The organism is Streptomyces sp. NBC_00647, assembly GCF_045207245.1.
Classification (GTDB): Bacteria; Actinomycetota; Actinomycetes; order Streptomycetales; family Streptomycetaceae; genus Streptomyces.
Map to the genome: position 1 here is coordinate 7,974,821 of NZ_CP109040.1, position 26,600 is coordinate 8,001,420.

General features: G+C 71.8%; 21 protein-coding genes. 14 read left to right on the plus strand and 7 right to left on the minus strand.

What is annotated here, in order from left to right; all coding sequences use genetic code 11:
* Positions 1 to 6 precede the first annotated feature (6 nt).
* The 3 genes from ccrA to OG788_RS35080 form a co-directional block, all read right to left on the minus strand.
* Positions 7 to 1,344 carry a crotonyl-CoA carboxylase/reductase gene (gene ccrA, locus OG788_RS35070; RefSeq protein WP_351544356.1) on the minus strand — a complete coding sequence of 446 codons (1,338 nt, stop codon included), beginning with the start codon at positions 1,342 to 1,344 and terminating at the stop codon, positions 7 to 9.
* Between the two features lie 453 nt (positions 1,345 to 1,797).
* Positions 1,798 to 2,610 carry a TetR family transcriptional regulator gene (locus OG788_RS35075; protein ID WP_351544353.1) on the minus strand — a complete coding sequence of 271 codons (813 nt, stop codon included), beginning with the start codon at positions 2,608 to 2,610 and terminating at the stop codon, positions 1,798 to 1,800.
* Positions 2,611 to 2,746: 136 nt separating this feature from the next.
* Positions 2,747 to 4,552 (minus strand): 3-hydroxyacyl-CoA dehydrogenase family protein, encoded by a 1,806-nt coding sequence (locus tag OG788_RS35080; protein WP_406375076.1) that lies wholly within the window; start codon positions 4,550 to 4,552, stop codon positions 2,747 to 2,749.
* Between the two features lie 369 nt (positions 4,553 to 4,921).
* Between OG788_RS35080 and OG788_RS35085 the strand changes: the two genes are divergently transcribed.
* Positions 4,922 to 5,503: an adenylosuccinate lyase gene (locus OG788_RS35085; RefSeq protein ID WP_406375077.1), complete on the plus strand. Its 582-nt coding sequence runs from the start codon at positions 4,922 to 4,924 to the stop codon at positions 5,501 to 5,503.
* Positions 5,504 to 5,717: 214 nt separating this feature from the next.
* Here OG788_RS35085 and OG788_RS35090 read toward each other — a convergent pair whose 3' ends face one another.
* From OG788_RS35090 to OG788_RS35100, 3 genes are all read right to left on the minus strand, one after another.
* Positions 5,718 to 6,254 (minus strand): GNAT family N-acetyltransferase, encoded by a 537-nt coding sequence (locus OG788_RS35090; RefSeq protein ID WP_351544344.1) that lies wholly within the window; start codon positions 6,252 to 6,254, stop codon positions 5,718 to 5,720.
* 127 nt (positions 6,255 to 6,381) lie between these two features.
* Positions 6,382 to 7,965, minus strand: coding sequence for an alpha/beta hydrolase (locus OG788_RS35095; protein ID WP_406375078.1), 1,584 nt, complete (start codon positions 7,963 to 7,965; stop codon positions 6,382 to 6,384).
* 208 nt (positions 7,966 to 8,173) lie between these two features.
* Positions 8,174 to 9,223 (minus strand): Rv2578c family radical SAM protein, encoded by a 1,050-nt coding sequence (locus OG788_RS35100; protein WP_406375079.1) that lies wholly within the window; start codon positions 9,221 to 9,223, stop codon positions 8,174 to 8,176.
* 183 nt (positions 9,224 to 9,406) lie between these two features.
* Between OG788_RS35100 and OG788_RS35105 the strand changes: the two genes are divergently transcribed.
* The 12 genes from OG788_RS35105 to OG788_RS35160 all read left to right on the plus strand — a co-directional run bounded on the left by OG788_RS35105 (position 9,407) and on the right by OG788_RS35160 (position 25,276).
* On the plus strand, positions 9,407 to 9,850 hold the full coding sequence (locus tag OG788_RS35105) for an SRPBCC family protein (RefSeq protein WP_351544336.1): 444 nt from the start codon (positions 9,407 to 9,409) through the stop codon (positions 9,848 to 9,850).
* Positions 9,851 to 10,057: 207 nt separating this feature from the next.
* Positions 10,058 to 12,448, plus strand: coding sequence for an MFS transporter (locus OG788_RS35110; protein WP_406375080.1), 2,391 nt, complete (start codon positions 10,058 to 10,060; stop codon positions 12,446 to 12,448).
* A 194-nt stretch (positions 12,449 to 12,642) separates the two neighbouring features.
* Positions 12,643 to 15,096 carry a SpoIIE family protein phosphatase gene (locus OG788_RS35115; protein ID WP_406375081.1) on the plus strand — a complete coding sequence of 818 codons (2,454 nt, stop codon included), beginning with the start codon at positions 12,643 to 12,645 and terminating at the stop codon, positions 15,094 to 15,096.
* Positions 15,097 to 15,268: 172 nt separating this feature from the next.
* A complete protein-coding gene (locus tag OG788_RS35120; protein WP_406375082.1) occupies positions 15,269 to 15,994 on the plus strand; it encodes a methyltransferase domain-containing protein in 726 nt (241 codons plus the stop codon).
* Between the two features lie 75 nt (positions 15,995 to 16,069).
* Positions 16,070 to 16,903 (plus strand): M55 family metallopeptidase, encoded by an 834-nt coding sequence (locus OG788_RS35125; RefSeq protein ID WP_406375083.1) that lies wholly within the window; start codon positions 16,070 to 16,072, stop codon positions 16,901 to 16,903.
* Positions 16,896 to 18,200: a M20/M25/M40 family metallo-hydrolase gene (locus OG788_RS35130; RefSeq protein ID WP_406375084.1), complete on the plus strand. Its 1,305-nt coding sequence runs from the start codon at positions 16,896 to 16,898 to the stop codon at positions 18,198 to 18,200. Before OG788_RS35125 ends, OG788_RS35130 begins: the two co-directional genes overlap by 8 nt.
* A 10-nt stretch (positions 18,201 to 18,210) precedes the next feature.
* Entirely contained in the window at positions 18,211 to 20,184 is a 1,974-nt protein-coding gene (locus tag OG788_RS35135; protein WP_406375085.1) for an LpqB family beta-propeller domain-containing protein, read from the plus strand.
* A 121-nt stretch (positions 20,185 to 20,305) separates the two neighbouring features.
* Complete coding sequence (locus OG788_RS35140) at positions 20,306 to 21,232, plus strand: LD-carboxypeptidase (RefSeq protein ID WP_406376928.1); 927 nt, start codon at positions 20,306 to 20,308, stop codon at positions 21,230 to 21,232.
* Between the two features lie 191 nt (positions 21,233 to 21,423).
* Positions 21,424 to 21,675 carry a DUF1049 domain-containing protein gene (locus OG788_RS35145; protein ID WP_351544316.1) on the plus strand — a complete coding sequence of 84 codons (252 nt, stop codon included), beginning with the start codon at positions 21,424 to 21,426 and terminating at the stop codon, positions 21,673 to 21,675.
* 23 nt (positions 21,676 to 21,698) lie between these two features.
* The gene (locus OG788_RS35150; RefSeq protein WP_406375086.1) at positions 21,699 to 22,247 is read left to right on the plus strand and encodes a GNAT family N-acetyltransferase; all 549 of its coding nucleotides are present in this window, start codon (positions 21,699 to 21,701) and stop codon (positions 22,245 to 22,247) included.
* 104 nt (positions 22,248 to 22,351) lie between these two features.
* Positions 22,352 to 23,248 (plus strand): arginase family protein, encoded by an 897-nt coding sequence (locus OG788_RS35155; RefSeq protein ID WP_351544310.1) that lies wholly within the window; start codon positions 22,352 to 22,354, stop codon positions 23,246 to 23,248.
* 51 nt (positions 23,249 to 23,299) lie between these two features.
* A complete protein-coding gene (locus OG788_RS35160; RefSeq protein ID WP_406375088.1) occupies positions 23,300 to 25,276 on the plus strand; it encodes a DUF5107 domain-containing protein in 1,977 nt (658 codons plus the stop codon).
* Between the two features lie 85 nt (positions 25,277 to 25,361).
* On the opposite strand, the gene OG788_RS35165 is transcribed toward OG788_RS35160, so the two are convergent.
* Positions 25,362 to 25,709, minus strand: a complete 348-nt coding sequence (locus OG788_RS35165; protein WP_351544305.1) for a VOC family protein — start codon at positions 25,707 to 25,709, stop codon at positions 25,362 to 25,364.
* Between the two features lie 201 nt (positions 25,710 to 25,910).
* On the opposite strand from OG788_RS35165, the gene OG788_RS35170 reads away from it, so the two are divergent.
* The gene (locus tag OG788_RS35170) at positions 25,911 to 26,402 is read left to right on the plus strand and encodes a phage holin family protein (protein ID WP_406376929.1); all 492 of its coding nucleotides are present in this window, start codon (positions 25,911 to 25,913) and stop codon (positions 26,400 to 26,402) included.
* Positions 26,403 to 26,600: the final 198 nt, after the last annotated feature.

Here is a 26,600-nt window from a genome sequence, read left to right on the forward strand (position 1 = left end):
TGGACCTCAGACGTTCCGGAAGCGGTTGATGGCGTCGATGTGCTGGGCGCGCTTCTCCGCGTCGCGCACACCGAGGCCCTCCTGGGGTGCCAGCGCGAGCACGCCGACCTTGCCCTGGTGGAGGTTGCGGTGCACGTCGTAGGCGGCCTGCCCGGTGTCCTCCAGGGAGTAGACCTTGGAGAGCGTGGGGTGGATCTTGCCCTTGGCGACGAGGCGGTTGGCCTCCCAGGCCTCGCGGTAGTTCGCGAAGTGCGAGCCGATGATCCGCTTCAGCGACATCCACAGGTAGCGGTTGTCGTACTCGTGGTTGTAGCCGGAGGTCGAGGCGCAGGTGACGATGGTGCCGCCCTTGCGGGTGACATACACCGAGGCGCCGAAGGTCTCGCGGCCCGGGTGCTCGAAGACGATGTCCACGTCCTCGCCGCCGGTGAGCTCGCGGATGCGCTTGCCGAAGCGCTTCCACTCCTTGGGGTCCTGGTTGTGCTCGTCCTTCCAGAACTGGTAGCCCTCGGCGTTGCGGTCGATGATCGCCTCGGCGCCCATCTTCCGGCAGATGTCCGCCTTCTGCTCGCTGGAGACGACGCAGATCGGGTTGGCGCCGCCGGCGAGCGCGAACTGTGTGGCGTACGAGCCGAGTCCGCCGCTCGCGCCCCAGATCAGCACGTTGTCGCCCTGCTTCATGCCGGCGCCGTTGCGGGAGACCAGCTGCCGGTACGCGGTGGAGTTCACCAGCCCGGGAGCGGCGGCCTCCTCCCAGCTCAGGTGGTCCGGCTTCGGCATCAGCTGGTTGGACTTGACGAGCGCGATCTCGGCGAGGCCGCCGAAGTTGGTCTCGAAGCCCCAGATGCGCTGCTCGGGGTCGAGCATCGTGTCGTTGTGTCCGTCGGAGGACTCCAGCTCGACGGACAGACAGTGCGCGACGACCTCGTCGCCGGGCTTCCAGGAGTTCACTCCCGGGCCGGTGCGCAGGACGACGCCCGCGAGGTCCGAGCCGATGATGTGGTACGGCAGGTCGTGGCGCTTGCTGAGCTCGCTGAGCCGCCCGTAGCGCTCCAGGAAGCCGAAGGTCGACACCGGCTCGAAGATCGACGTCCAGACCGAGTTGTAGTTCACGGAGGAGGCCATGACGGCCACCAGGGCCTCGCCCGGGCCGAGCTCCGGCACCGGAACGTCGTCCAGGTGGATCGACTTGCGGGGGTCCTTGTCGCGGCTGCTGAGCCCGGCGAACATCTCCGTCTCGTCCTTGTGCACGGTGATCGCGCGGTAGGACTCGGGGAGCGGAAGTGCGGCGAAGTCGGCGGACGTGGCCGTCTGCGACTGAATCGCGTCCAGGATTTCCTTCACGGTGTTGCCTCCGGCGATGCGCGTCTGAGGGGGACGCTGAGGGTTACGTCGGTGCTGCTGCTGAGGGGTGTGCCGTCGGTTCGGCGGAGGTGGTGCTGTGGCAGCGCTGTGGTTGGCGCAGGAGGTTGCCTGTGACGCAGGCGTCCGGGCGCGCAGGCGATGGTGCTTGCGGGGACAGCCGGCGTACGAAAGGTCTCTGCACGCCGGCCGCCCGGACAACTTCAACGTATGGCACGCCGTGTCACCTGGCAAGGCACGCAGTGCCAGAAGTTGCGCTCAGATGAAATCTTTACGTAACACGTGAGCGATGATCGATCAGATCGGGGTACAAAAACGCCGGACGCGCTCAAATCGAGCCCGTCCGGCGATGGATCAACCCGTCCGGCCGGTGCGGACGAGCGGTGCTGTCGAGGGTGTGGGTGAGGGGATCGTCCGTCGTGGGCGACGGGGTGGCTACGACCGTTCCTTGAGCGCCTGCTCGATGGTGCGCATCACCTGGTCCAGGGGCGCGTCGACACGGGCCACGGTCACCAGCACGTCCCCCTCGGCGAAGGACGAGGCCTGTGCCGGCCGTGGCGCGGTCTCCCGTCCCGCGCCGATTCCCGTGCCGAACGTCTTGCGGACGATGGCGAAGGCGTGGTCCAGCTGTGTCTCCACGTCGCCCTGACCGCCGGCCCGCAGCCATCGCCGCAGGACGTGGTTGTGGGCCGTGACCACGGCCGACGCGGCGACCTCCGCGAGCAGCGGATCGTCATTGGCGTCGTCGTCGTGCGCGTGCTCGTCGAAGTGGCCGAGGAGGTAGCGGGTGAAGAGCCGCTCGTAGCGGGCCACCGAGGCGATCTCGGCCTCGCGCAGCGTCGGCACCTCGCGCGTCAGCTTGTAGCGCGAGACGGAGATCTCCGGCTGGGCCGCGTACATCTTCATGACTTCCTTGATTCCGCGGCACACGGTGTCGAGCGGATGCTCGTGCGCGGGCGCCGCGTTGAGCACCGCCTCCGCCCGGATCAGGGTGTCGTCGTGATCCGGGAAGATCGCCTCTTCCTTGGAACGGAAGTGGCGGAAGAACGTGCGGCGGGCCACCCCGGCCTGGGCCGCGATCTCGTCGACGGTGGTCGCCTCGTACCCCTTGGCCGCGAAAAGCTCCATGGCCGCGGCCGCCAGCTCCCGGCGCATCTTGAGCCGTTGGGCCGCCGCGCGACTGCCGGCGGCACTCTCCGGCGCGTCGGGCGTGGCTGGTGTACGTGAGGACTTGGCGGGCTGGGGCATGACCCGAACGTACTGCATGCGCGCAGGAGAGCGCGCATGTCCGGGGATCCCCCCGCCCGGGAAGGGCGGGGGGTTTCCGGCGGGGTCGAGCAGTCCGCCCCAGTCGGCGTCGGCTGCGAACCAGTCGCCCGGAGGCTCAGCGGCGGGCATATTCGCGGAAGCCGCGGCCCGTCTTGCGGCCGAGGCAGCCCGCGGCCACCAGGTGCTCCAGGAGCGGCGCGGGAGCGAGTCCCGGGTCGCGGAACTCGCGGTGCAGGACCTTCTCGATGGCCAGCGAGACGTCGAGCCCGACCACGTCGAGCAGCTCGAAGGGGCCCATCGGGTAGCCGCCGCCCAGCTTCATCGCCGCGTCGATGTCGTCGAGCGAGGCGTAGTGCTCCTGCACCATCTTGATCGCGTTGTTCAGGTACGGGAACAGCAGCGCGTTCACGATGAAGCCGGCGCGGTCACCGCAGTCCACCGGGTGCTTGCGGATCTTCGTGCAGACCTCGCGCACGGTGGCGTGCACGTCGTCCGCGGTCAGCACGGTCCGCACGACCTCGACGAGCTTCATCGCCGGGGCCGGGTTGAAGAAGTGCATGCCGATCACGTCCTGCGGGCGCGAGGTGGCGCGGGCGCAGGCGACGACGGGCAGCGAGGAGGTGGTGGTGGCGAGGATCGCGCCGGGCTTGCAGACCTTGTCGAACGTGCCGAACAGCTGCTGCTTGATCTCCAGGTCCTCGGCGACCGCCTCCAGGGCCAGATCGACCTCGGCGAAGTCGTCGTAGCTGCCGGTCGGCGTGATCAGCTCCAGGGTCCGCGCCGCCGCCTCGGCCGTCATCCGGCCCTTGTCGACGGAGCGCGAGAGCGACTTGCCGATACGGGCCTTCGCGGTCTGCGCCTTCTCCTCGGTACGGGCCGCGAGGACGACCTCGTACCCGGCCTTCGCGAAGACCTCCGCGATACCGGACGCCATCGTGCCGGAGCCCGCGACACCCACCGAGCGGACGGTGCGGCCCGCCGCCAGGGCGGCGCCTTCCAGCGGCGTCAGCGCGTCCCGCACGACGGCGTCGCTCCCCGGGACCTCGTACGAGTAGAAGCCGCGGCCGGACTTGCGCCCCGTCAGACCCGCCTCGCTGAGCTGCTTGAGGATGGGCGCGGGGGCGTGCAGCCGGTCGTGCGACTCGGAGTACATCGCCTCCAGGACCGTCCGCGCGGTGTCCACGCCGATCAGGTCGAGCAGCGCGAGCGGGCCCATGGGCAGCCCGCAGCCGAGCTTCATCGCCGCGTCGATGTCCTCGCGGGAGGCGTACTTCGCCTCGTACATCGCGGCCGCCTGGTTGAGGTAGCCGAAGAGCAGTCCGTCGGCGACGAAACCGGGGCGGTCGCCGACCGCGACGGGCTCCTTGCCGAGTTCGACCGCCAGGTCGGTGACCGCGGTGACGGCCCCCGGCGCGGTCAGCACCGAGGAGACGACCTCGACGAGCTTCATCGCGGGCGCCGGGTTGAAGAAGTGCAGGCCGAGCACGCGCTCGGGGTGGGCCGAGTCGGCGGCGAGGCGCGTCACGGACAGGGCGTTGGTGCCCGTCGCGAGGATCGCCTGGGGTCGCACGATGGTGTCGAGAGCCCGGAAGACCTGCTGCTTGATGTCGTACGACTCCGGCGTCACCTCGATGACGAGGTCGGCGTCGGCGGCGGCCGCGAGGTCGGTGAAGGTGCGGAAGCGGGCGAGGGCGTCCGTGCGCTCCTGCTCGCTGAGGTGCTCGCGGCGCACGGCGCGGGCGGTGGAGGCTTCGAGGGTGGCCACGGCCTGGGCGGCCGCGGCTTCGCTGATGTCGATGCCGATCACATCGCGGCCGGCCCGGGCCAGGACTTCGGCGATGCCGGTGCCCATGGTGCCGAGGCCGACGACGGCGACGGTCTTGAGCGGGGACAGAGGGGTGTCGGACAGGGGAGTGGCCATCGCGGGACTCCTGGAAGAGGGTGACGACTGAGGAGCGCACGCGGGTACGCCGACAGGCGCACACAGTGCGAAGGTTGCGGGTGTTGCCGGGCTGACGAGCGCACACGCCCGGTGCCGTCCCGGAGCGCCGTCGAACGGGCGCCCATGGGCGGTGAAGCCGACCGGCTCTGTCCCGGAGCCATGGTCGTACTGCGGTACCTGAGGTACCGAACCGACTGCTCTCGCGGTGGCTGCGTCACCAGGCCACCGTGAGTTGGATGCGAGTGGGTAACTCGCTCGTCTGAGCTTAACCCGCCAGTAACGAGCGCGCCAGTCCCTGACTTTGTGATGTACGTCCCCGCACCTCACGGGCTTGCCTAAGCTCGGCCCATGGACGAAGCGTTGCGATCACTCACGGAGCGTTTACGGACCGAGGCCGGGGCTTCGGCGGCGTACGAACGGCTAGCGGCGACCGAGGACCCCGACGCGCTGGCCGCCGCGCTGACCGAGCCCGGACAACCGCTCTGGGCCCGGGAGTTGGTCGCCTTCCGGCTCGGCACGGCCGGGGACCGGCGGGCCTTCGAGACGCTCGTCCTGCTCCTGAATCACCGTGATCCGCAGCGCTGCGCGTCCGCCGCCCACGCCCTGGCCCGGCTCGGCGACCCGCGCACGGCCCGCGCCGCGGCGGCGCTCGCCACGAACGAACTGCGGGTCGCCTACGCGCTCCAGCCCGTACGCCTCCTGGTCGAACTGCGCGCCCCGGAGGCCGTACCCGCGTTGATCACCACCCTGGAACGCAGGCTCCGCCCGCACGACCCCTACCGCAAGGTCGCCCTCGCCTGCGCGGAAGGCCTGGGCATCCTGGGGGACGGCCGCGCGAGAACGGTTCTGAACGAGGCGCTGGCCCATCCGGCGCTCGCGGAGGCAGCGGTCCACGCGCTGGCCCGGCTGCCCAAGGAAGAGGTCCGGTGAGACCGGGCGCCCGAGTCGGCCCATTCGCCGGGCGGCCCGCTCATGCGCGCCGCAGCCCGCGTCGGACGCCGTCGGCGACCTGCTCGCGGGGGGCGAGGGGGGATAGGGGGATTCGGGGAGCGCGGCCATCCTGGGGGGGGCAGGCGTATCCGCCTGTGCGTCCGCTCGTGTCCGTGGGCGGGTGCCGGTGCCGGCCCACGCCCCCTGCGGTCCGTCAGTCGAGCCCGGCCTCGGTCAGCAGGCGTGCGTAACGCACCTCGGGCACCGCGACACCGTCCGCCTCGAAGGGCTCCTCCGCGCCGTCGGGGCCGAAGCCGGACCGCTCGTAGAAACGGCGGGCCGTGGTGTTCTCCTCGAGGACCCACAGGAGCATGCGCGCGTGTCCGGCCGCCGCGCCACGGGCCGCGGACTCCCGCAGCAGGGCCCGTCCGACCCCCTGGCCGAACAGGTCCGGATGCACGTAGATCGCGTACAACTCGACGTCCCGGGCGTCGGCTTCGCCGTCCCGGTACGGCCCGTGGCAGGCCCAGCCGACCACCTCGCCGTCCCGCTCCGCGACCAGGTTCACGATGGTTCCGTCGCCCTGTTCGACGTTCCGGCGGCGGCGGGCCGCGTCCTCGGTCACGCTGAGCCGGTCCAGGTACGACTGGGGTATCAGGCCCTTGTACGCGCTCTGCCAGCCGCGCACACGGATCTCGGCCACGCGCGGACAGTCGTCCAGGGTCATCTCGCGGACCCGGAGCCCGCTCACGGGCCGACCGCCGCGAGGGCGGTGGGGGCGACCCCGTCGGGGGCGGACCTGCGTGTCGGCTCCATCATGGGTCCATGATGGGCCATGGGTCCGACAGCGCCCCCGACGGGCCTGGTCCGGGGGCGGTTCAGCCCCGGTAGCCGAGCAGTCCGTGCAGTGCCGAACCCCGTGAGGAGCCGGTCGCCGCCTTCGTGCTCAGCGGCTTCGGGTCGGGCAGTGCCTTGCACACCGCGTCGACCTCGCCATCGCCGTGCGGCACCTTGCCGTTGGTCAGATACGTCGCCAGGTGCTTGTCCAGGCAGGCGTTGCCGCTCAGCGTGATGCCGTGGTTCCCTCCGCCCTGCTCGACCACCAGGCTGGAGCCGCGCAGCTGCTCATGGACGGTGACACCGCCCTCGTACGGGGTGGCGGCGTCGTTGGTCGCCTGGAAGAGGAGCGTCGGCGGCAGGTGGCGGTTGGAGATGTCCACCGGCCGGAGCGAGTCCGTGGGCCAGAACGCGCACGGAGCGTTGTACCAGGCGTTGTTCCAGGCCATGAACGGCGCCTTGTCGTACACCGCCCAGTTGTCCTCGCGCCACTGGTGCCAGTCGCGCGGCCAGGACGCGTCACGGCACTGCACGGACGTGTAGATGCTGTAGCCGTTGTCGCCCGCGGCGTCGACGGCGGCGAAGTTGCCGTACGCCTCGACGAGCGGGTCCGAGTCCTTGCTGTTCACATAGGACGCGAACGCCTGGGCGAGGTAGGGCCAGTAGCCGTTGTAGTAGCCGCCGGGGATGAACGTGTCCTCCAGTTCGGAGGCGCCCACCGTCTTCTGCGCGGGGTTCTTGGCGAGCGCCGCGCGCATCGCGTACCACTTGGCCTCGACCTCGGCCGGATCGGTGCCGAGCTTGTAGGCGGCGTCGTTCTTGGCGACCCAGGCCAGGAACGCCAGGTGACGGTCGTTGAAGGCGTAGTCCTGGCTGATGTTGTCGTCGTACCAGACGCCGGTGGGGTCGACGATGGAGTCGAGGACGAGCCGGCGGACCCGGTTCGGGAAGAACTTGGCGTAGACGGCCCCCAGGTAGGTGCCGTACGAGTAACCGAAGTAGTTGATCTTCTTGGCGCCGAGGGCGACGCGGATCGCGTCCATGTCCCGGACCGCGCTCCCCGTGTCGAGATACGGCAGCAGGTCCGCGTACTTCGTGCCGCACGCCCTGGCGAAGGCCTTGGCGCGGGCGAGGTTGGCCTTCTCGATGGCCCGGGTGCTCGGCACGGAGTCCGGGCGGACGGGCTTGAAATGCCCCGGCTTGCAGTCCAGCGAGGGCTTGCTCTTTCCGACGCCTCGCGGGTCGAAGCCGATGACGTCGTACTGCGCCGCCACGGCCTTGGGCAGGGAGGAGGCGACGAATCCGGCCAGCGTGAGCCCGCTGCCCCCGGGACCGCCCGGGTTCACGAGCAGCGGTCCCTGGTACTTCTTCGCGGTGTGCGGGACGCGGGACAGGGCGATGCTGATCCGCTCGCTGTAGGGGTTCGCGTGGTCCAGCGGTACCTTCAGGGACGCGCATTGCAGCGTCGGATAGTTGGTGGTACCGCACTTCTTCCAGCTGAGCTTCGCGGTCCGGGTGGTGCGCGGTGCGGTCGCGGAGCCGGCGCTCGCGTCGGCGGGGACCGACGTGATCATCCCGGCCAGCACGGCGGCCGCTCCGCACAGAGCAACTGCGCGTTTCTTCACAAGGCCTCCCAGGACGGAGGATTTTGAGCCGTGCACGCCACGGCCTTCGCCGTATCGTCCCGGAGAGGGGCCCCGGAGGAACGCGTTCTGGCAAGACTCGACCCGATTGGATCGCGGGATGCGCTCGGATGCCGCTCGAAGCGTTCTCGAGAGCATCAGGGGCCGGAGGGCATCGCAAGGGTGTGCTGCAAGCCTCCGTGACGGCCTGTCAGAGCAATGTCAGCTGAGTCGGTCCGGGCGTCGGCGGCGCCGTGGGCGCCGCGGGCTCGGGGGTGGTGATCCGGCGCGCCATTCCCGTGCGCGTGGGACCGATGCCGTACTCCTGTGCCAGCTCATGGACCTGACGGGTGATCCGGCGCTGGTACCACTTCGGGGCGTAGGCGCCCTCCGCGTACAGCCGCCGGTAGCGCGGTACGAGGTGGGGGTGGTGGTGCTCCAGCCAGGCCATGAACCACTCGCGGGCGCCGGGCCGCAGATGCAGGACCAGCGGGGTCACCGAGGTGGCCCCCGAGGCCGCGACCGCTCGTACGGTGGCGCGCAGTTGGGCGGGGTGGTCGCCCAGGAAGGGGATCACGGGGGCCATCAGGACGCCGCAGCCGATCCCGTGGTCCGTCAGCGTCCGCACGACGTCCAGGCGGCGTTCGGGGGCCGGTGTGCCCGGCTCCACGGTGCGCCACAGCTCCGTGTCGGTGAAGCCCACGGATACCGAGATCCCGACGTCGGTGACCTCCGACGCCTGCTTCAGGAGGTCGAGGTCGCGCAGGATCAGGGTGCCCTTCGTCAGGATCGAGAAGGGGTTCGCGTGGTCGCGCAGGGCCGCGATGATGCCCGGCATGAGCGCGTACCGGCCCTCGGCGCGCTGGTAGCAGTCGACGTTGGTGCCCATCGCGATGTGCTCGCCGTGCCAGCGGCGCGAGGCGAGCTGGCGGCGCAGCAGCTCCGGCGCGTTGACCTTCACCACGATCTGCGAGTCGAAGTCGATTCCCGTGTCGAGGTCCAGATAGCTGTGCGTCTTGCGGGCGAAACAGTAGACGCACGCGTGTGTGCAGCCCCGATAGGGATTGACCGTCCACTCGAACGGCATGCGGGAGGCCCCCGGCACCCGGTTCACGATCGACCGCGCCCGGATCTCGTGGAACGTGATCCCGCGGAACTCCGGAGTGTCGAAGGTCCGTGTGGTCACCGCGTCCGCTCCGAACAGGGCGGCGTCCCGGGCGGGGTCCCCGGCGGGGACCGCTGTCAGGTTCTCCCAGCGCATGGCGCCTCCTAGGTAGCACTGGACAGAGAATAGAACACATGTTCCCTTGATCGTGCGACCCGGTTACCCGTGGCGCCCCGCCGCTGCCGTCCGTACCGGCGGGCACCCCGATTTGGGCGGCCGGGGCGCCGGGTGGTTGGCTGACCGCACACCCCCGAGGAACCAAGTGCTGGAGGAAGTGCCATGGCGCAGGTCGAGGCCACGACGGAACGGGTCATCGCGGCGGACGCGGAGGCGGTGTTCGACGCCCTGGCCGACTACGACGGCACCCGCGCGAAGGTGCTGCCCGAGCACTTCAGCGAGTACGAGGTGCGCGAGGGCGGCGACGGCGAGGGCACCCTCGTCCACTGGAAGCTCCAGGCCACCAGCAAGCGCATCCGCGACTGCCTGCTCGAGGTGAGCGAGCCCACCGACGGTGAGCTCGTCGAGAAGGACCGCAACTCCTCCATGGTCACCACGTGGCGCGTGACCCCGGCCGGCGAGGGGAAGTCCCGCGTCGTCGTCACCAGCGTCTGGAACGGCGCGGGCGGCATCGGCGGCTTCTTCGAGCGGACCTTCGCGCCCAAGGGCCTCGGCCGCATCTACGACGCGCTGCTCGCCAACCTCGCCAAGGAGACCGAGAAGTAGCCCCGCGAGCCGGGAGGTGACCCTCGCGGGCCGGGCGGCGGACCCGGAAGCCGTTCGCCAAGAGGCCGTCCCTGAAGGCGTGTTGCGCTCTCACCGATTCGAGTGGATCTCCCTGTCCCACGACAGGACGCCGTAACTCGTCGTGCTTGCTCGCAGTTGTCGCGATTAGCGGGAATTGTGCGGTGGGCGCGACGAGGGGAGCGGTACGTGGGCGGGATCACTCTGGTGCAGGACGAACCGGCCGTCGTATCCCCGCCCGCGACCGCTCGGGTGGCCGCGGAACCCGCCGGACTGGCCCCGCGTCAGGTGCGGTTGGTGTTCTGCGGTCTCATGACGGCCCTGCTCCTCGCCGCACTCGAGCAGATGATCGTGGCCACCGCGCTCCCGAAGATCGTCGGAGAGCTGCACGGCCTCGACAAGATGTCCTGGGCGATCACCGCCTATCTGCTCACCTCCACCGTCGGACTCCCGGTCTACGGCAAGTGCGGCGACCTCTTCGGACGCAAGGGCGTCTTCCAGTTCGCCATCGTCGTCTTCGTCGTCGGGTCCGCGCTCGCCGGACGGGCGCGGACCATGGACCAGCTGATCGCCTTCCGCGCGGTCCAGGGCGTCGGGGCCGGCGGCCTCATGATCGGCGTCCAGGCGATCATCGCGGACATCGTGACGCCGCGGCAGCGCGGCCGGTTCATGGGGCTGATCGGTGCCGCGTTCGGTCTCGCCTCGGTCGCGGGACCCCTGTTGGGCGGCTACTTCGCGGACCACCTCTCCTGGCGGTGGTGCTTCTACATCAACGTGCCCTTCGGCCTGCTCACGCTGGCCGTCGTCACCGTCGTACTGAAACTGCCGAAGCCCGCCGTCAGAGGGCGGGTCGACCTCCTCGGAGTGCTGCTCCTGGCCACCGCCTCGACCTGCCTGATCCTGCTGACCAGTTGGGGAGGCACCGAGTACGCCTGGGGCTCGCGGGTCGTCCTGGGACTCGCGGCGGGCGCCGTCGCCGCGACGGCGCTCTTCGTCGTCGCCGAGCGCTTCGCGGCCGAACCCCTCATCCCCCTGCGGCTGTTCAGGGACGGCGTCTTCAACGTCACCGCGCTGGTCGGCCTGGTCGTCGGAGTCGCGCTCTTCGGAGCCGCCGGCTACCTCCCGACCTTCCTCCAGATGGTCGACGGCGCCGGCGCCACGGAGTCCGGGCTCCTGATGCTTCCCATGATGGGCGGCATCGTCGGCGCCTCCATCGTCTCCGGGCAGCTCATCAGCCGTACCGGCCGCTACAAGCCGTACCCGGTCATCGGCAGCGCCCTCGCGGTCCTCGGCATGTGGCTGCTGTCCCACCTCGACGCCGGCACCCCCCGGCTGCACTACAGCGTCTGGATGGCGGTCCTCGGCGTGGGCATCGGCATGGTGATGCCGGTCCTGGTGCTCGCCGTGCAGAACTCCGTCCCTCCGGCCGACCTCGGTACCGCGACCAGCGCCAACAATTACTTCCGCCAGATCGGCGGCAGCGTCGGTGCCGCGGTCTTCGGCACGCTCTTCGCCGACCGGCTGGCCGACGCGCTGGCGGACCGCCTCCCGGCGCGCGCGGGCGCCGCGACCCCGGACTCCGAGTCCATCACCCCGCAGCTCGTCCACGCGATGCCCGCCGCCCTGCGTGACCAGTACATCGGCGCCTACGCGGACGCCATGCCGCGGATCTTCCTCTACCTCGTGCCGGTACTCGTCCTCGGCCTGTTCATCGCCTTCTTCCTCAAGGAGAAACCGCTGGTGTCCCAGAACTCTCCCACCGCCGCCCCGGAGACCGCGCGGGTGAACGACCGGATTCCGCCCGCCCGTTCGGGGTACGCCGCCGGAATCCCCGTCTGCGGCACGGTGCAGCACCCCGACGGCACCGTCGTGGCGCGCGCCGCGCTCACCCTCATCGACGTCGGCGGACAGCAGATCGGGCGGGGTGCCAGTGCCGAGGACGGCCGGTACGCGCTGTCGACGCCCGGCGCGGGCTCGTACGTGCTGATCGCCGCGGCGGGCGGGCACCAGCCGCAGGCCGTCTCGGTGACCGTCGGCGAACGGCCGGTGGAACTCGACGTCGTGCTGGGCGGCGCGGGGCGCCTCACCGGCAGCGTGCTGACCGCGGACGGCACCCCGGTGCGGGAGGCCGCCGTCACCCTCACCAATGTGCACGGCGAAGTGGTGGCCACCACCCGCAGCGGTCGCGACGGCGGCTATGCCATCACGGAACTGGTGGCCGGGGAGTACACCCTCGCCGCCGGTGCGCCCGCGTTCCGTCCGGCCGCGCTCCCGGTGACCGTCCAGGCTGCCCGGGAGACCCGTCAGGACGTCGAACTCGCCGGTGGCGCCGTGCTGCGCGGCACCGTCCGGGCGGGCGGCGGACGGCCCGTCGAGGACGCGCGAGTGACACTCCTGGACGCCGCCGGCAATGTCGTGGACACCCTCACCACCGGCCCTGACGGAACGTTCCGGTTCGTCGATCTGGCGTCCGGCGAGTACACCGTCATCGCGGCGGGCTATCCGCCGGTGGCCACCGTGCTCCAGGTCGCGGGCGGCGGCCGGACGGAACGGGACCTGCAGCTGGGGCACGAGGACTGACACCAGGTCAGCCGCGAGCCGGGCGCGCGGCCCTGGCGGCCCGGAGCCACCGGGCGTCGAGGGGCGCGCCGCGCGCCGGAGCCGCCCCCGCGGAGGTCAATTCCCCTATTGCCACACATCGCGACAGGCCGCCGCCGTACGGTAGTGGAGGCGGCACAGATCTTGCGGAGCCGTGGGGAGAGAGGGCCTGGGCCATGGACCGTGGCACCGAAGTCGGCGCAGCTCCCAGCCGCGGAGCTGGGGGCGGCGCGGCGGAGCACGCCGCCGCCGGTCGCATCCCGCTGGCCGTGGTGGTCGTGGACCGTGACGGGCTGGTCTCGCACTGGAGCAGCGGCGCGAGGCGCCTGTTCGGCGCCCCCAAGGAGGAAGCGCTGGGACACCCCGTCGCCGATCTGCTCCCCGTCTCCGGCGCGCTTCCCGAGGACGCGGACGCGGCCCCCTTCGGGAGCTACGCGGCCTACGACGGCCTCGGACCCGGGCTGGAATCGTCCCTCGACGGGAGGCTCTCCTACCCGGCCGCCGGACGCGCCCGCCTCACCGCCGCGGGTCCCGACCGGATCGACGTCCTGTGGTGGGCCTATCCGCTGGTGGGCCCCGGCCGGGAGCGGCTGCTCGTGCTCGCCGCCGACGCCGCCGCCCTGCGCCGCGAGGGCGACGACATCTCCTTCGAGCGCATCGCGCCCGGCTTCGCGCTGCACACCGACTTCCCCGGCGCCGAGGATCTGGCCCGCCGACTCCCCGAGATCCTGCCCAGCATGAGCGTCGGCGAGAGCGCCCGCATCGTCGCGCAGGTTCTGGAACTGGGCTATCCCGTCCTGGAGTTCAGCCAGAACGACCGGGTGCCCGTCACCCCGGACTGGGGCGTGCCCCGGCGTGCCGAACGCAAGGCGCGCCGTGAGCGGGCGGCCCGGGCGGCGGCCTCCGGCGTACCCATGACGCAGAGCGCCCCGGACGAGGTCGAGGACCTCGAGTACGTCGCGGTGCGCGAGCGCCTGGAGTTCCTGAACGAGGTCAGCGGGCGCATCGGAACCTCCCTCGACCTGTCGCAGACCATCCTGGAGGTCAGCCGGGCCGTCGTCCCGCGCTTCACGGATGTGGCGGGCACCTACCTGCGCGAGCAGGTCGTCGCCGGGGAGGGCTTCCCCGACGGCGTGCCCGACACCACCACCATGTGGCACCGCGTCGCCCTGGAGCACACGGACGAGCCGGGCCGCTGGGACGACGTCGTGCCGGTCGGCGAGGCCATGCCCTTCCCGGCGCACACACCGTTCTTCCAGTGCATGACCACCGGTGAGCCCGTCCTCGTGCCGCGCATCAGCGAGCAGATGGGGCACATGATCGCCGCGCAGTTCGAGAAGCGCGACATCAGGCCGCTCATCACCGGCCGCTCCATGCTGGTCGTGCCGCTGAAGGCCCGCAATGTGGTGCTCGGGTTCATGATCCTGCTGCGGCACCCGGAGCGCGTCGAGTTCAACGACATGGACCGCGTCACCGGGGCCGAACTGGCCGCCCGCGCCGGTCTGGTGCTGGACAACGCGCGCATGTACACGTACCAGGAGAGCGTCGCCGAGACCCTCCAGGACAGCATGCTGCCGACCATCGCGCCCCGCATGGCCGGCTGCGACATCGCCACCCGCTATCTGCCGGGCACGCTCCTCGGACGGGTCGGCGGCGACTGGTTCGACTCGGTGAAGCTGCCCGGCTCGCGTACCGCCCTGGTCGTCGGCGACGTCATGGGCCACGGCCTCAACTCCGCCGCGATGATGGGCCAGTTGCGCACCGCCGTGCAGACGATGGCCGCGCTCGACCTGCCGCCCGCCCAGCTCCTGCGCAACCTCGACGACCTCGCCCAGCGGCTGGGCGACAACTATCTCGCGACCTGCCTGTACGCCGTCTACGACCCGATCGCCGGCGAGCTGCACATCGCCAACGCGGGCCACATCCCGCCGGTCCTGGTCCGCGCCGAGGACGGCCGCAGCGAGCTGCTCGAACTGCCGACCGGCGCGCCCATCGGGGTCGGCGGAGTCCCCTTCGAGGCGGTCCGAGTGCCGGTGGCGTCCGGCGACCGGCTCGTGATGTGCACCGACGGGCTCGTCGAAGTGCGCGGCGAGGACATCGGTGTCGGCCTCGCCACCCTCTGCGAATCCGCCGCCCACCCGGCCGCCTCCATGGACCAGGCCTGCGACACCATCATCCGCGCGCTCAACACCCGCGGCGGGCGCAAGGACGACGTCGCGCTGCTGATGGCCCGGCTCAACGGAATCGAACCCGAGGACGTCGCCGTATGGCGCCTCGCGCTCGACCCGATCGAGGCCGGCCGGGCGCGCGGCCTGGTCCGTGAACAGTTGCGTGCGTGGGGCCTGACCGGGCTCGCGGACAACGCCGAACTGATGGTCGGCGAGCTCGTCACCAACGCCGTACGGCACGCGCACAGCCGCCGGATCGAGCTGCGGCTCGTTCGCGGCGACACCCTGCTGTGCGAGGTGGAGGACGACGACCAGACGCTCCCGATACTGCTCGGCGTGGGTCCCGGCGACGAGTTCGGACGTGGTCTGCGGCTCGTCAGCGCGCTGTCCCGAGAGTGGGGCGCCAGCCGGACCGGCGCGGGCAAGACCGTGTGGTTCGAACTGACACACCCGCGAGGCTGATCCGTTCGCGTGACGTCTGCGCCGCCCGGGGCGGGCTCGGCGTACGAGGGCGTACGGGGTTCGAATGCGCGGTGAAGGAACGCGCTGTCGGCTTGTCGCCGCGCGCCGGGCGCGATAGACCGTTCAGGCCCGCCAGGTCCCGGTGGGCGCGGTCGCGACCCCGGGAGCGGGCATGAGCGTGAGCAGTCGGTACAGGGGAGCCTGGGAGGGCTTCTGGCGCGAGGCCCCCGGAGAGCAGGGCGAGGTCTTCTGGGACGCCGAGCCCGCGCTCACGGTCGGGGTTCATCTCGGCCTCCTCGAACCGCACTTGGCGGCCCGCGACCTGCCCTTCGTGGACCTCGGCTGCGGCAACGGCACCCAGACCCGCTTCCTCGCCGACCGTTTCCCGCGGGTCGTCGGCACCGACCTCGCCGCCGCCGCACTCGACCTCGCCCAGGGCGCCGACCCGGCGGGCCGGGCCCGGTACCGGCTGCTCGACGCGGCGGACAAGACCGAGGCCGAGGCGCTGCACGCCGAGCTCGGCGACGCCAACGTCTATATGCGGGGTGTGCTCCACCAGGCCGAGCCGGACGACCGGCAGCCGCTGGCGGACGGTCTGGCCACTCTGGCGGGGGAACGTGGCCGGGTCTTCCTGGTCGAACTCGCCGAGGCCGCAGGCGCGCTCCTGCGGGAGCTGGCCCAGGGCCCGGACGGCCCTCCCGCCAAGCTGGTCCCGGTGTTCCGGCACGGCATCGCCCCGGGCGAGGTCGCGGACGCGGCGGTCCCCGAGTACCTGCGCGCGGCGGGCCTCACGGTCCTCGCGAGCGGCGATCTCCCGCTCGTCACGACCGAGCACCTGCCCGACGGCACACGTATCGAACTTCCGTCGAAATGGCTGGTGGCGGGCCGCGCCGGGTGACACCGGTGGTCTGGACCGGTGAGAGTTGTCCACAGGCTCTGCCGGGCCCGGGCCGAAGCGCGTACGGTTTCGGGCATGAAGATCCTCATCAGCGCCGACATGGAAGGCGCCACGGGTGTGACCTGGCCGGCCGACGTGCTGCCGGGGACTCCGCAGTGGGAGCGGTGCCGCGCGATGTTCACCTCGGACGTGAACGCCGCGGTGCTCGGCTTCCTCGACGGCGGCGCCGACGAGGTGCTGATCAACGAAGCCCACTGGACCATGCGGAACCTGTTGCTGGAGAGGCTCGACGAGAGAGCGGAGATGCTCACCGGGCGGCACAAGTCGCTCTCCATGGTCGAGGGCGTGCAGCACGACGACGTGGACGGCATCGCGTTCGTCGGCTATCACGCGGGTGCGGGCATGGAGGGCGTCCTGGCACACACCTACCTCGCGAACTCCATCACCGGGGTGTGGATCAACGACGTGCGGGCCAGCGAGGGCCTGCTCAACGCCCACGTCGTCGCCGAGTACGGCGTGCCGGTCGTGCTGGTCACCGGCGACGACGTGGCGTGCGAGGACGCCCTCGGGTACGCGCCCGAGGCGCTGAAGGTCGCCGTGAAGGACCATGTCTCGCGGTACGCGGCCGTGTGCCGGACACCGGCCAGGACCGCCGTGGACATCCGGGCCGCGGCCAAGGAGGCGGCGGCGCTCGCGGTGCGGCACGAACCGGTCGTCGCCGGCCCGTTCACCATCGCTCTGGAGTTCGACGCCGAGCACCTGGCGATGGCCGCCACCGTCGTGCCGGGTGTCGGCCGCGTCGGCGAGCGGAAGATCGCGTACACCAGCGACACCATGTACGAGGGGATTCGGACCTTCAAGGCGGTCACCACGATCGTCTCGGCCGCGGTGGAGGAGCAGTATGGCTGACGCACGGGCACTCGACGAGGTCGTTCGGTTCACCTCCGAGCTCATCCGGATCGACACCACCAACCGGGGCGGCGGAGACTGCCAGGAGCGCCCGGCCGCCGAGTACGCCGCCGCGCGGCTGGCCGAGGCGGGCCTCGAACCGACACTCCTGGAGCGCACCAGGGGACGGACGAACGTCGTCGCCCGCCTGGAGGGCACCGACCCGTCCGCCGACGCGCTGCTCGTCCACGGTCACCTGGACGTGGTGCCGGCGCAGGCCGAGGACTGGAGCGTCCACCCGTTCTCCGGGGAGATCCGCGACGGCGTCGTCTGGGGACGGGGCGCGGTCGACATGAAGAACATGGACGCGATGATCCTCGCCGTCGTCCGGGCCTGGGCACGCGAGGGGGTGCGGCCCCGGCGGGACCTGGTGATCGCGTTCACCGCCGACGAGGAGGCGAGCGCCGAGGACGGCTCGGGCTTCCTCGCCGACAAGCACCCCGGACTCTTCGAGGGCTGCACCGAGGGCATCAGCGAGTCGGGGGCGTTCACCTTCCACGACGGCAGCGGCCGGCAGCTCTATCCGATCGCCGCGGGAGAGCGCGGCACCGGCTGGCTCAAGCTCACCGCCCGGGGCCGGGCGGGCCACGGCTCCAAGGTGAACCGGAGCAACGCGGTGACCCGCCTCGCCGCCGCGATCACCCGCATCGGCGCACACGAGTGGCCGCTGCGCATCACCCCGACCGTGCGGGCCGCCCTGACCGAACTCGCCGCCCTGTACGGCGTGGACGGCGGCCTGGACGACGTGGACGCCCTCCTGCGAAAGCTCGGCCCGGCCGCCGCGCTCGTCGAGCCGACGGTTCGCAACAGCGCCAACCCGACCATGCTGAGCGCCGGTTACAAGGTCAACGTGATCCCGGGAGAAGCCGTCGCGTACGTGGACGGCCGCTATCTGCCCGGCGGCGAGGACGAGTTCCGCGCGACGATGGACCGGCTCACCGGGCCCGACGTGGAGTGGGAGTTCCACCACCAGGAGGTGGCCCTCCAGGCACCCCTGGACTCGCCGACGTACGCGCGGATGCGGGCGGCCGTGGAGGAGTTCGCGCCCGAGGGTCATGTGGTCCCGTACTGCATGTCGGGCGGCACGGACGCCAAGCAGTTCTCCCGACTCGGCATCACCGGATACGGCTTCGCCCCGCTGAAGCTCCCGGAGGGCTTCGACTACCAGGCACTGTTCCACGGAGTCGACGAGCGCGTACCGGTCGAGGCGCTCCACTTCGGCGTCCGCGTTCTCGACCGCTTCCTGCGCACGGCCTAGGGGGGACGAGATGCAGACCTTGTCATACGGTTCATGGCCCTCGCCGATCGACGCGGCGCTCGCCGCCGCGCACGACGGACAGCCCGAGTTCGTCGGTTTCGTCGGCGACGAGGCCTGGTGGACCGAGCCGCGGCCGACCGAAGGCGGACGGCGCACGCTGGTCCGGCGGAAGGCGGACGGCACCGAGGAACCGCTGCTCCCGGCCCCCTGGAACGTGCGCAGTCGTGTCATCGAGTACGGCGGCCACCCCTGGGCGGGAGTCATGCGCCCCGAAGGCCCGCTGTTCGTGTTCGTGAACTTCGCAGACCAGCGCCTCTACCACTGCGAACCCGGCCGTGAACCGCTCCCGTTGACCCCCCTCTCGGCGGTGGGCGGCGGACTGCGCTGGGTGGACCCGCAGATCCGGGTGGAGCGGGGCGAAGTGTGGTGCGTCATGGAGGAGTTCACCGGGGACGGACCCACCGACCTGCGCCGGGCCGTCGTCGCGGTGCCGCTGGACGGCACGGCGGCATACGACCGGGACGCCGTGCGGGAACTGTCCGACGGGCGGCACCGGTTCGTCACCGGGCCCCGGCTCTCGCCCGACGGCCGGCAGGCTGCCTGGCTCGCCTGGGACCACCCGCGGATGCCGTGGGACGGCACCGAGGTGATCCTCGCGGACGTCACCGACGACGGCACCCTCTCCGACCCCCGGCCCGTCGCGGGGGGCCCGGAGGAGTCCGTCGTCCAGGCCGACTGGGCGGCCGACGGAACCCTGCTCTACGTCAGCGACCGCTCCGGCTGGTGGAATCTCCACCGTCTCGGCACGGACGGCGAGGCGATCGCCGTCTGTCCGCGCGAGGAGGAGTTCGGCGGCCCCCTCTGGAAGGTCGGATACCGCTGGTTCGCGCCCCTGGAGACCGGCCTGGTCGCCGTCGTGCACGGACGGGGCGCCACCGCGCTCGGGATACTCGACCCGGAGACCGGCGAGCTCGTCGACACGGCCGGCCCCTGGACCGAGTTCGGGCCGACGCTCGCGGTGCACGGCAGCAGGGTCGTGGGTGTCGGAGCCAGCCCCCGCAGTGCCCACGAGGTCGTCGAGCTGGACGCCAGCACCGGGCGGGCCCGGGTGATCGGCGCGGCGCACGACGACCCGGTCGACCCCGCGTACTACCCGGAGCCCCAGATCCGCGCCTTCACCGGCCCCGACGGACGCGAGATCCACGCGCACATCTACCCGCCGCACCACCCCGACCACGTCGCGCGCGGCGACGAACTCCCGCCGTACGTCGTCCGGGTGCACGGCGGCCCGACCGGCCGGTCGCCCCTCGTCCTCGACCTGGAGATCGCCTACTTCACCTCGCGCGGCATCGGTGTCGCCGAGGTCAACTACGGCGGATCGAGCGGCCACGGACGGGAGTACCGCAACCGGCTGCGCGAACAGTGGGGTGTCGTCGACGTCGAGGACTGCGCGGCCGTGGCGCTCGCGCTCGCCGACGAGGGCACCGCCGACCGGCGCCGGCTCGCGATCCGCGGCGGCAGCGCGGGTGGCTGGACCACCGCCGCCTCCCTGGCCACCACCGACGTCTACGCCTGCGGCACGATCCTCTACCCCGTCCTCGACCTGAGCGAATGGGCCTCGGGCGAGACCCACGACTTCGAGTCGCAGTACCTGGAGTCGCTGGTCGGCCCGATCGCCGAGGTGCCGGGGCGTTATCTGGAGCGGTCGCCCTCCACGCACGCCGACGGAATCACCGCGCCCTTCCTGCTGCTCCAGGGACTCGAGGACGCCGTCTGTCCGCCCGTGCAGTGCGAGCGCTTCCTGGCCGTGCTGGAGGAGCAGGACCGCCATGTCCCGCACGCCTACATCGCCTTCGAGGGGGAGGGACACGGCTTCCGGCGCGCCGAGACGATGGTGCGGGCCCTGGAGTCCGAACTCTCCCTGTACGCCCAGGTCTTCGGACTGAACCCGCCCGGGATTCCCAAGCTGGAGCTGTCCAAATGAAACCGCCGCCCGCCGGGAACCGGACCGGGCGGAGCCCTTCACGAGCCCCGGCGCCCGACGAGAACGACCGGAAGTACCACCAGGAGATGGAGCAGCACGAGTGACCCGAGCGACCGCACCGATCACCCCCCTGACCCGGCCCGCGCGGCTCACCGCCGGGGCCAGGGTCGCCGTGGTCGCGCCCAGCGGGCCCATCCCCGAAGAACGGCTGGAGGCCGGCCTCGACATTCTTCGCGGCTGGGACCTCGACCCGGTCGTGGCCCCCCACGTCCTGGACCGGCACGGCGAGTTCGGCTACCTGGCGGGGACGGACGCCGACCGGGCCGCCGACTTCCAGGCGGCGTGGTGCGACCCGGACGTGGCCGCCGTGCTGTGCGCCCGCGGCGGGTACGGCGCGCAGCGCATGGTCGACCTGCTCGACTGGGACGCCATCCGGGCGGCCGGCCCCAAGGTCTTCCTCGGGTTCAGCGACATCACCGCACTGCACGAGGCGTTCGCGACGCGGGCGGGGCTCGCGACCCTGCACGGGCCGATGGTCGCGGCCGTCGACTTCCTGAAGAACAGCCGGGCCCAGGAACATCTGCGGGCGACTCTCCTCGAACCCGAGTCGGTACGGACCATCGCCTCCGGCGAAGCCGTCGCGCTGGTGCCCGGGAAGGCCCGCGGTGTCACCCTCGGCGGCTGCGTGAGTCTGCTGGCCGCGGACCTCGGCACACCGCACGCCCGTGCGTCCGCCCGGGGCGGACTGCTCCTGATCGAGGACATCGGCGAGGAGGCCTACCGGCTGGACCGGATCCTGACGCAACTGCTGCGCGCCGGCTGGCTCGACGGGGTGGCCGGGGTGGCGCTCGGCTCGTGGGTGGACTGCGGACCGTACGAGGGGCTGCGCGCCGTGTTCGCCGACCGGCTCGGCGGGCTCGGCGTGCCGGTCGTCGAGCACTTCGGGTTCGGGCACGCCGAGGGGGCGCTGACGATGCCGTTCGGTCTCCGGGCCGAACTCGACGCGGACGCGGGGACCCTGACGCTGGACGAGCCCGCGCTGGCCTGACGCCTCGGTCGTGGCCCGCGCCGGCCTGACTCCTCGGTCGTGGCCCCCTCGGGCCTGGCGGCACGGCCGGGGCACGGTCTGACGTGGTCGCGCTCCGGCCGCCGGTCCGCGTCGCCGGAGTTCCGGCGGGCAGTCACCCGGGAGGATGCTCCCGCCGCGCGTGGCGGCGCCTTCCGGATCATGCTGGGCGCATGAGTCCGAAGACCTCCGAGAGCGTCGGTGCGAGCGGTGGCAAGGGCCCCAGGGAAGGGCTGCTGACGCCGGTCAGGGTCACCGTCGCCCTGCTGGCCGTCCTTGCTCTGATCTTCGTCTTCGAGAACACCCGGAGCACCAAGATCCGGCTGCTCGTCCCCGAGGTGACCATGCCGCTGTGGATGGCGCTGCTCGCCACCGGACTGATCGGGGCGCTGTGCGGTGCGTACGCCATGAGGCGCAGGCGCTGAAGGCGCTCGCGTAAGGTGACGGGATGCCTGAGAACGCCGGTTATCTCGCCGAAGGCCCTCGCGTGGGCATACGGCATTTCACCCAGGAGGACGGTGCGGAGTTCACCGCACGGGCCAGGGAGAGCAAGAGCCTGCACCAGCCGTGGCTCTTCCCGCCGGCCGGCGTCGACGCCTACGCCGTCTACGCGGGGCGGCTCATCGAGGACCCGACCAAGGCGGGATTCCTCGTCTGTGAACGGGACGGCGGGGGAATCGCCGGTTTCATCAACATCAACAACATCGTCGAGGGCGGCTTCCTGTGCGGAGCCCTCGGCTACGGCGCCTTCGCGCATGCCGCCGGACGCGGGCTGATGGCCGAGGGACTCGACCTCGTCGTGCGGTACGCCTTCGGACGGATGGGGCTGCACCGACTGGAGATCAACGCGCAGCCCGGCAACACGGGGTCGATCGCGCTCGCCCGCCGCTGCGGCTTCCGGCTCGAAGGCTTCTCGCCGGACTTCATCCACATCGACGGCGCCTGGCGGGACCACGAGCGCTGGGCGATCACCGCGGAGATGGTCGCGCCCCGCTGACGACCGGGCGGGTCAGCACCCTTCCCATGAGGGCATCTCCCCAGGGCCCCGGGCTTCCCGCGGCGCCCTTCCCCGATGCGGTCCGCCCGGGTGAGGATGCGTCCATGCGGAACATCGTCGTGCTGGACGCTCCCTCCAACCTCGGCCTGCGCCCGCCCGCGCCCGGCACCGTCCCCGGCTGCTACAAACTGGCCGGCGCGCTCCGCGAGCAGCGGATCGTGCAGAGGCTCGGTGCGCTGGAGGGGGGAGTGGTCGTGCCGCCGCGCTACGACCGGGGCGACTGGCAGGAAGGCGACGGCGTCTTCAACGCGGCGGCCATCGCCACATACACCCGTGCGCTCGCCGATCGCGTCGAACGCCATGTCCGCGCCGGTGACCTCCCCGTCGTCCTCGGCGGCGACTGCTCCATCCAGCTCGGCGCGTCCCTCGCCCTGCGCCGCATCGGTCGTTTCGGGCTGGCCGCCATCGACGGTTCGGCCGACTTCCGGCACGCCGGGAACTCCGACCGCGTCGGGGCGGCCGGTGGCGAGGAACTCGCGATCGCCACCGGCCGTGGCCAGGACGACCTGTCCGACATCGAAGGGCTCAAGCCCTATCTGCGGGACGAGGACCTCCGGCTCTTCGGCATCCGTGACTACGACACCGACCGCGACGAGCTCGCCGCGCTGAAGATCCCCACGACGACCGTCGGCGAGCTGCGCACCTGGGGCGTGGACGCCATCGCCCGGGCCACCCTGGGCACCCTCGAACTCCCGCACCTGGACGGCTTCTGGGTGCACCTCGACGCCGACTCGCTCGATCCGGCCGTGATGCCCGCCGTGGACAGCCCGGACCCTGACGGCCTGCTGCCCGACGAACTCCTCGCGCTGCTCGGCCCGTTGGTCCGCTCGCCGCACTGCGTCGGCCTCAACGTCACCATCTACGACCCCGACCTGGACCCCGACGGGACCGCGGGCGCGCTCCTCGCGGACCTGATCGTCGCCGCCTTTGCGGAATCCTGACCCGATTCCGACGAGCGGAGACCCTGGTCAGCAGGCCGATGACCATGTTCCATGGTCATCGTGACGACGATCCGACGTGACGTACTGAACCTCCCGGCGGCGGAGTTGGGCCCGAACAACCCGCTGCCGCCCCTGCGGACCCTCGACGAGATGCACACCATCGACGACCGCGACCGCGTCGGCCTGCCGCGCGACATGGCGCGGCAGATCGGGTACGAGCCGCTGCGCAGCGTGCTGCCGGAACGCATCCGGGACGGCTACGAACGGGAACGCCCGGACCGCGAACTCGACACCATCGTGATCGAGAACGACCGGCTGCGCGCCACCGTGCTGCCCGGCTTCGGCGGCCGTATCGTCTCCCTCTTCCACAAACCGACCGCGAGGGAACTCCTCTACAGCAACCCGGTGCTCCAGCCGGCCTGCTTCGCCCTGAACGGCGCCTGGTTCTCCGGCGGCATCGAGTGGAACATCGGCGCCACCGGGCACACCACCCTGTCGTGCTCACCCGTCCACGCCGCCCGCGTTCCCGCCCCCGACGGCGGCGAGATGCTGCGCCTGTGGGAGTGGGAACGGCTGCGCGACCTCCCCTTCCAGGTCGACCTGTGGCTGCCGGACGGCTCCGACTTCCTGTACGTCGGCGTCCGCGTCCGCAATCCCCACGAGAAGCCCGCCCCGCTGTACTGGTGGTCCAACATCGCGGTCCCCGAGGAGCGCAGGGTGCTCGCCCCGGCCCAGGAAGCGTGGCACTTCGGCTACGAGCGACGGCTGCGCCGGGTGCCCGTGCCGACGTACGACGGGATCGACCGGACGTATCCGCTGAACAGCACGTTCCCCGCCGACTATTTCTACGAGGTGCCCGACGGGCGGCGCCGCTGGATCGCCGCGATCGACGACACGGGCGAGGGGCTGGTCCAGACGTCGACCGATGCCCTGCGCGGCCGCAAGCTGTTCGTCTGGGGCTCAGGACCCGGAGGGCGGCGCTGGCAGGAGTGGCTCACCGAGCCGGGAACCGGCGGGTACTGCGAGATACAGGCCGGGCTCGCCCGCACGCAGCTCGAACACGTGCGGCTCGAGGCCGAGAGCGAGGTCTCCTGGCTGGAGGCGTACGGGCCGTTGTCCGTGAGCGCGGAGTCGGCGCACGGGGCGGACTGGGAGGCCGCGCGGGCGGACGTCGAGGGCAGGCTGGAGGGCGCGCTGTCCCGGGACGCGGTCGACGCCGCGTACGCCGCATGGCTGCCGCACGCCGACACGGATCCCGGCGAGGTGCTCGCCGTCGGATCCGGCTGGGGAGCGCTCGAAGTGCTGCGAGCCGCCCACAAGCTGCCCGGCACGCCTTTCGAGGAGAGCACGCTCGGCGACGACCAGGCACCGTGGCGCGAACTGCTGCGGTCCGGCGCGTTCCCGGAGCCCCGGCGGGTCGGACCGCCCGGCGAGACCCTGGTGGCGTCGCACTGGCGCGACATGCTGGAGACGGCACCGGCCGTACCGATCGCCGAGTACCACCTCGGAGTGGCCCAGTGGCATGCCGGTGATCTCGCCCAGGCCGTGCGCAGTTGGGAGCGCGCGCTCGAACTCGCCCCGTCCCTCTGGCCGTTGCTGCGCTGCCTCGCCGTCGCCGACCAGGAGGCCGGCAACCACGAGCGCGCCGCCGACCGGTATGCCGAGGCCTTCGACGACCTGTGCCGGGAGCGGCGCGACGACGGAGAACGGTGGACCGCGGCGACCGCCGCGCTCGGCCGCGAGGCCATCGAGGCGCTGCTGACGGCCGGCCGGCCCACGGACGCGCGTGCCGTGTGGGAACGGCTGCGCCCGGCAACCCGGGAGCGCGGCCGGTTCCGCCTCGTCGAGGCCGAACTGCTGCTCGCCGAGGGCCGTCGCGAGGACGCGCGGGCGGTCTTCGACGCGGGCTTCGAGGTCGCCGACCTGCGGGAGGGCGCGGAGACCATCGGGCGTCTGTGGTCCCGGCTCAGCGACGAGCCGCTGCCCGCGCGCTACGACTTCCGCATGCGTCCGCCGTCCGCCACCTGAGTCCACCGCCGTCCACAGCCCGAGTCCGCCGGGCCATGGGCCAGGGTGCTCCGCCGCACGGCGGAGCACCCGAACCCGGCGCGGTTCAGACGCGGCGGTCCGCGTACTCGTACACCGACCCGTCCGGGTGCACGGCGATCAGGTTGCGGCCGCCGGGCGTCTCCACCGGCCCCGCGACCACGCGGGCACCGAGGTCGGTGAGGACCCGACCGGTCTCCTCGACGTCCTTGACGGCGATGGTCGCCGCGACCCTGCGCAGCACGTCGAGTTCGGACTCCGGCCCGCTCATCAGCAGGAAGCAGCCGATCGCGGCGACCGACACCCCGCCGCGCTCGAAGCGGAGGGCTCTGCCGCCCGCGAGCCGTTCGTAGAAGGGGACCGCAGTCTCCAGGTCGTCGACGCAGACGCGCAGCGTGGCTCCCAGAATCTCCATACGGACGAGCCTAGTTGGGGGCGGGCGGAGGAGGAGATCGTTTCGGACGATCGTCGCCGCCCAGGTCCGCGCCGCGCCGCACGCGGAGCCGTCGCGCGGTGCTGACGGGCGGTACGGACGGGGCAGTCGGTCCGAACGGGACGGGACCGAGGCCTTCCGTTAACCGGGGGATCGGCCGGGTACCCGCAGACCATGAAGCGCATCGAGCACCTGGAACATCTGGAGCATCTGGACAAGGAACTCGTCGACGAGCTCACCATGGTGGCCCGCGAGACCATCCGGGACGAACTGCGCGAACAGACACGCAAACAGAGCCGGACCGCCGCCCTGTACGCCGCGTCGGGCGCCGCCGCGCTGTACGCGGGCGCCGCCCTGGTCCTCGCCCTCGGTCTGGCGCTCGCGTCCGCCCTGCCCGGCTGGGCGGCCGCCCTGATCGTCGCGGCGGTGCTCGGGGCCGCCGCTTACGCGTTGCGGGGCCTGGCCCGACCGGCCGCGCCCAGGCCGACGACCGGACACGCGGACGAGCTCACCCCGCCCGGCCGGGTCATCGGCGGCAGCCCGCCCGCCTCCCCGCCCGGCGGCATGGGCGTGCTGTACCCGCCGATCCCGTCCGGGGCACCCGGGGCCCCCGGCACGGGCACGGGCACGGGTCTGTCCGACGACCCGGAGGTGTGGCTCCGCCGGGCGCGATGACCCCGCTCACGCGATGAACGGCGCCGGTGCCGAGCCGGGCCATGAGGTCGACAGCCTCATGGCCCGAGGCACCGGCGCCGAGCCGTGTCACACGCCGGAGCCCGGTGAGGCTGCGAAACGCCGGGGGTGCCCGTGTTTGGGCCCCTCGGTCAGGGGGACGCGAAAAGCCCGTACGAGCGACACCGCCAGAGGAGCACC

What these genes read in the sequence shown, in the direction of transcription:
- OG788_RS35075 (WP_351544353.1), bottom strand. Translation starts at nt 2,610, where the DNA reads ATGCCCCAGCCCGCCAAGTCCTCACGTACACCAGCCACGCCCGACGCG.
- OG788_RS35080 (WP_406375076.1), bottom strand. Translation starts at nt 4,552, where the DNA reads ATGGCCACTCCCCTGTCCGACACCCCTCTGTCCCCGCTCAAGACCGTC.
- OG788_RS35085 (WP_406375077.1), top strand. Translation starts at nt 4,922, where the DNA reads ATGGACGAAGCGTTGCGATCACTCACGGAGCGTTTACGGACCGAGGCC.
- OG788_RS35100 (WP_406375079.1), bottom strand. Translation starts at nt 9,223, where the DNA reads ATGCGCTGGGAGAACCTGACAGCGGTCCCCGCCGGGGACCCCGCCCGG.
- OG788_RS35105 (WP_351544336.1), top strand. Translation starts at nt 9,407, where the DNA reads ATGGCGCAGGTCGAGGCCACGACGGAACGGGTCATCGCGGCGGACGCG.
- OG788_RS35115 (WP_406375081.1), top strand. Translation starts at nt 12,643, where the DNA reads ATGGACCGTGGCACCGAAGTCGGCGCAGCTCCCAGCCGCGGAGCTGGG.
- OG788_RS35120 (WP_406375082.1), top strand. Translation starts at nt 15,269, where the DNA reads ATGAGCGTGAGCAGTCGGTACAGGGGAGCCTGGGAGGGCTTCTGGCGC.
- OG788_RS35125 (WP_406375083.1), top strand. Translation starts at nt 16,070, where the DNA reads ATGAAGATCCTCATCAGCGCCGACATGGAAGGCGCCACGGGTGTGACC.
- OG788_RS35130 (WP_406375084.1), top strand. Translation starts at nt 16,896, where the DNA reads ATGGCTGACGCACGGGCACTCGACGAGGTCGTTCGGTTCACCTCCGAG.
- OG788_RS35135 (WP_406375085.1), top strand. Translation starts at nt 18,211, where the DNA reads ATGCAGACCTTGTCATACGGTTCATGGCCCTCGCCGATCGACGCGGCG.
- OG788_RS35145 (WP_351544316.1), top strand. Translation starts at nt 21,424, where the DNA reads ATGAGTCCGAAGACCTCCGAGAGCGTCGGTGCGAGCGGTGGCAAGGGC.
- OG788_RS35150 (WP_406375086.1), top strand. Translation starts at nt 21,699, where the DNA reads ATGCCTGAGAACGCCGGTTATCTCGCCGAAGGCCCTCGCGTGGGCATA.
- OG788_RS35155 (WP_351544310.1), top strand. Translation starts at nt 22,352, where the DNA reads ATGCGGAACATCGTCGTGCTGGACGCTCCCTCCAACCTCGGCCTGCGC.
- OG788_RS35160 (WP_406375088.1), top strand. Translation starts at nt 23,300, where the DNA reads ATGGTCATCGTGACGACGATCCGACGTGACGTACTGAACCTCCCGGCG.
- OG788_RS35165 (WP_351544305.1), bottom strand. Translation starts at nt 25,709, where the DNA reads ATGGAGATTCTGGGAGCCACGCTGCGCGTCTGCGTCGACGACCTGGAG.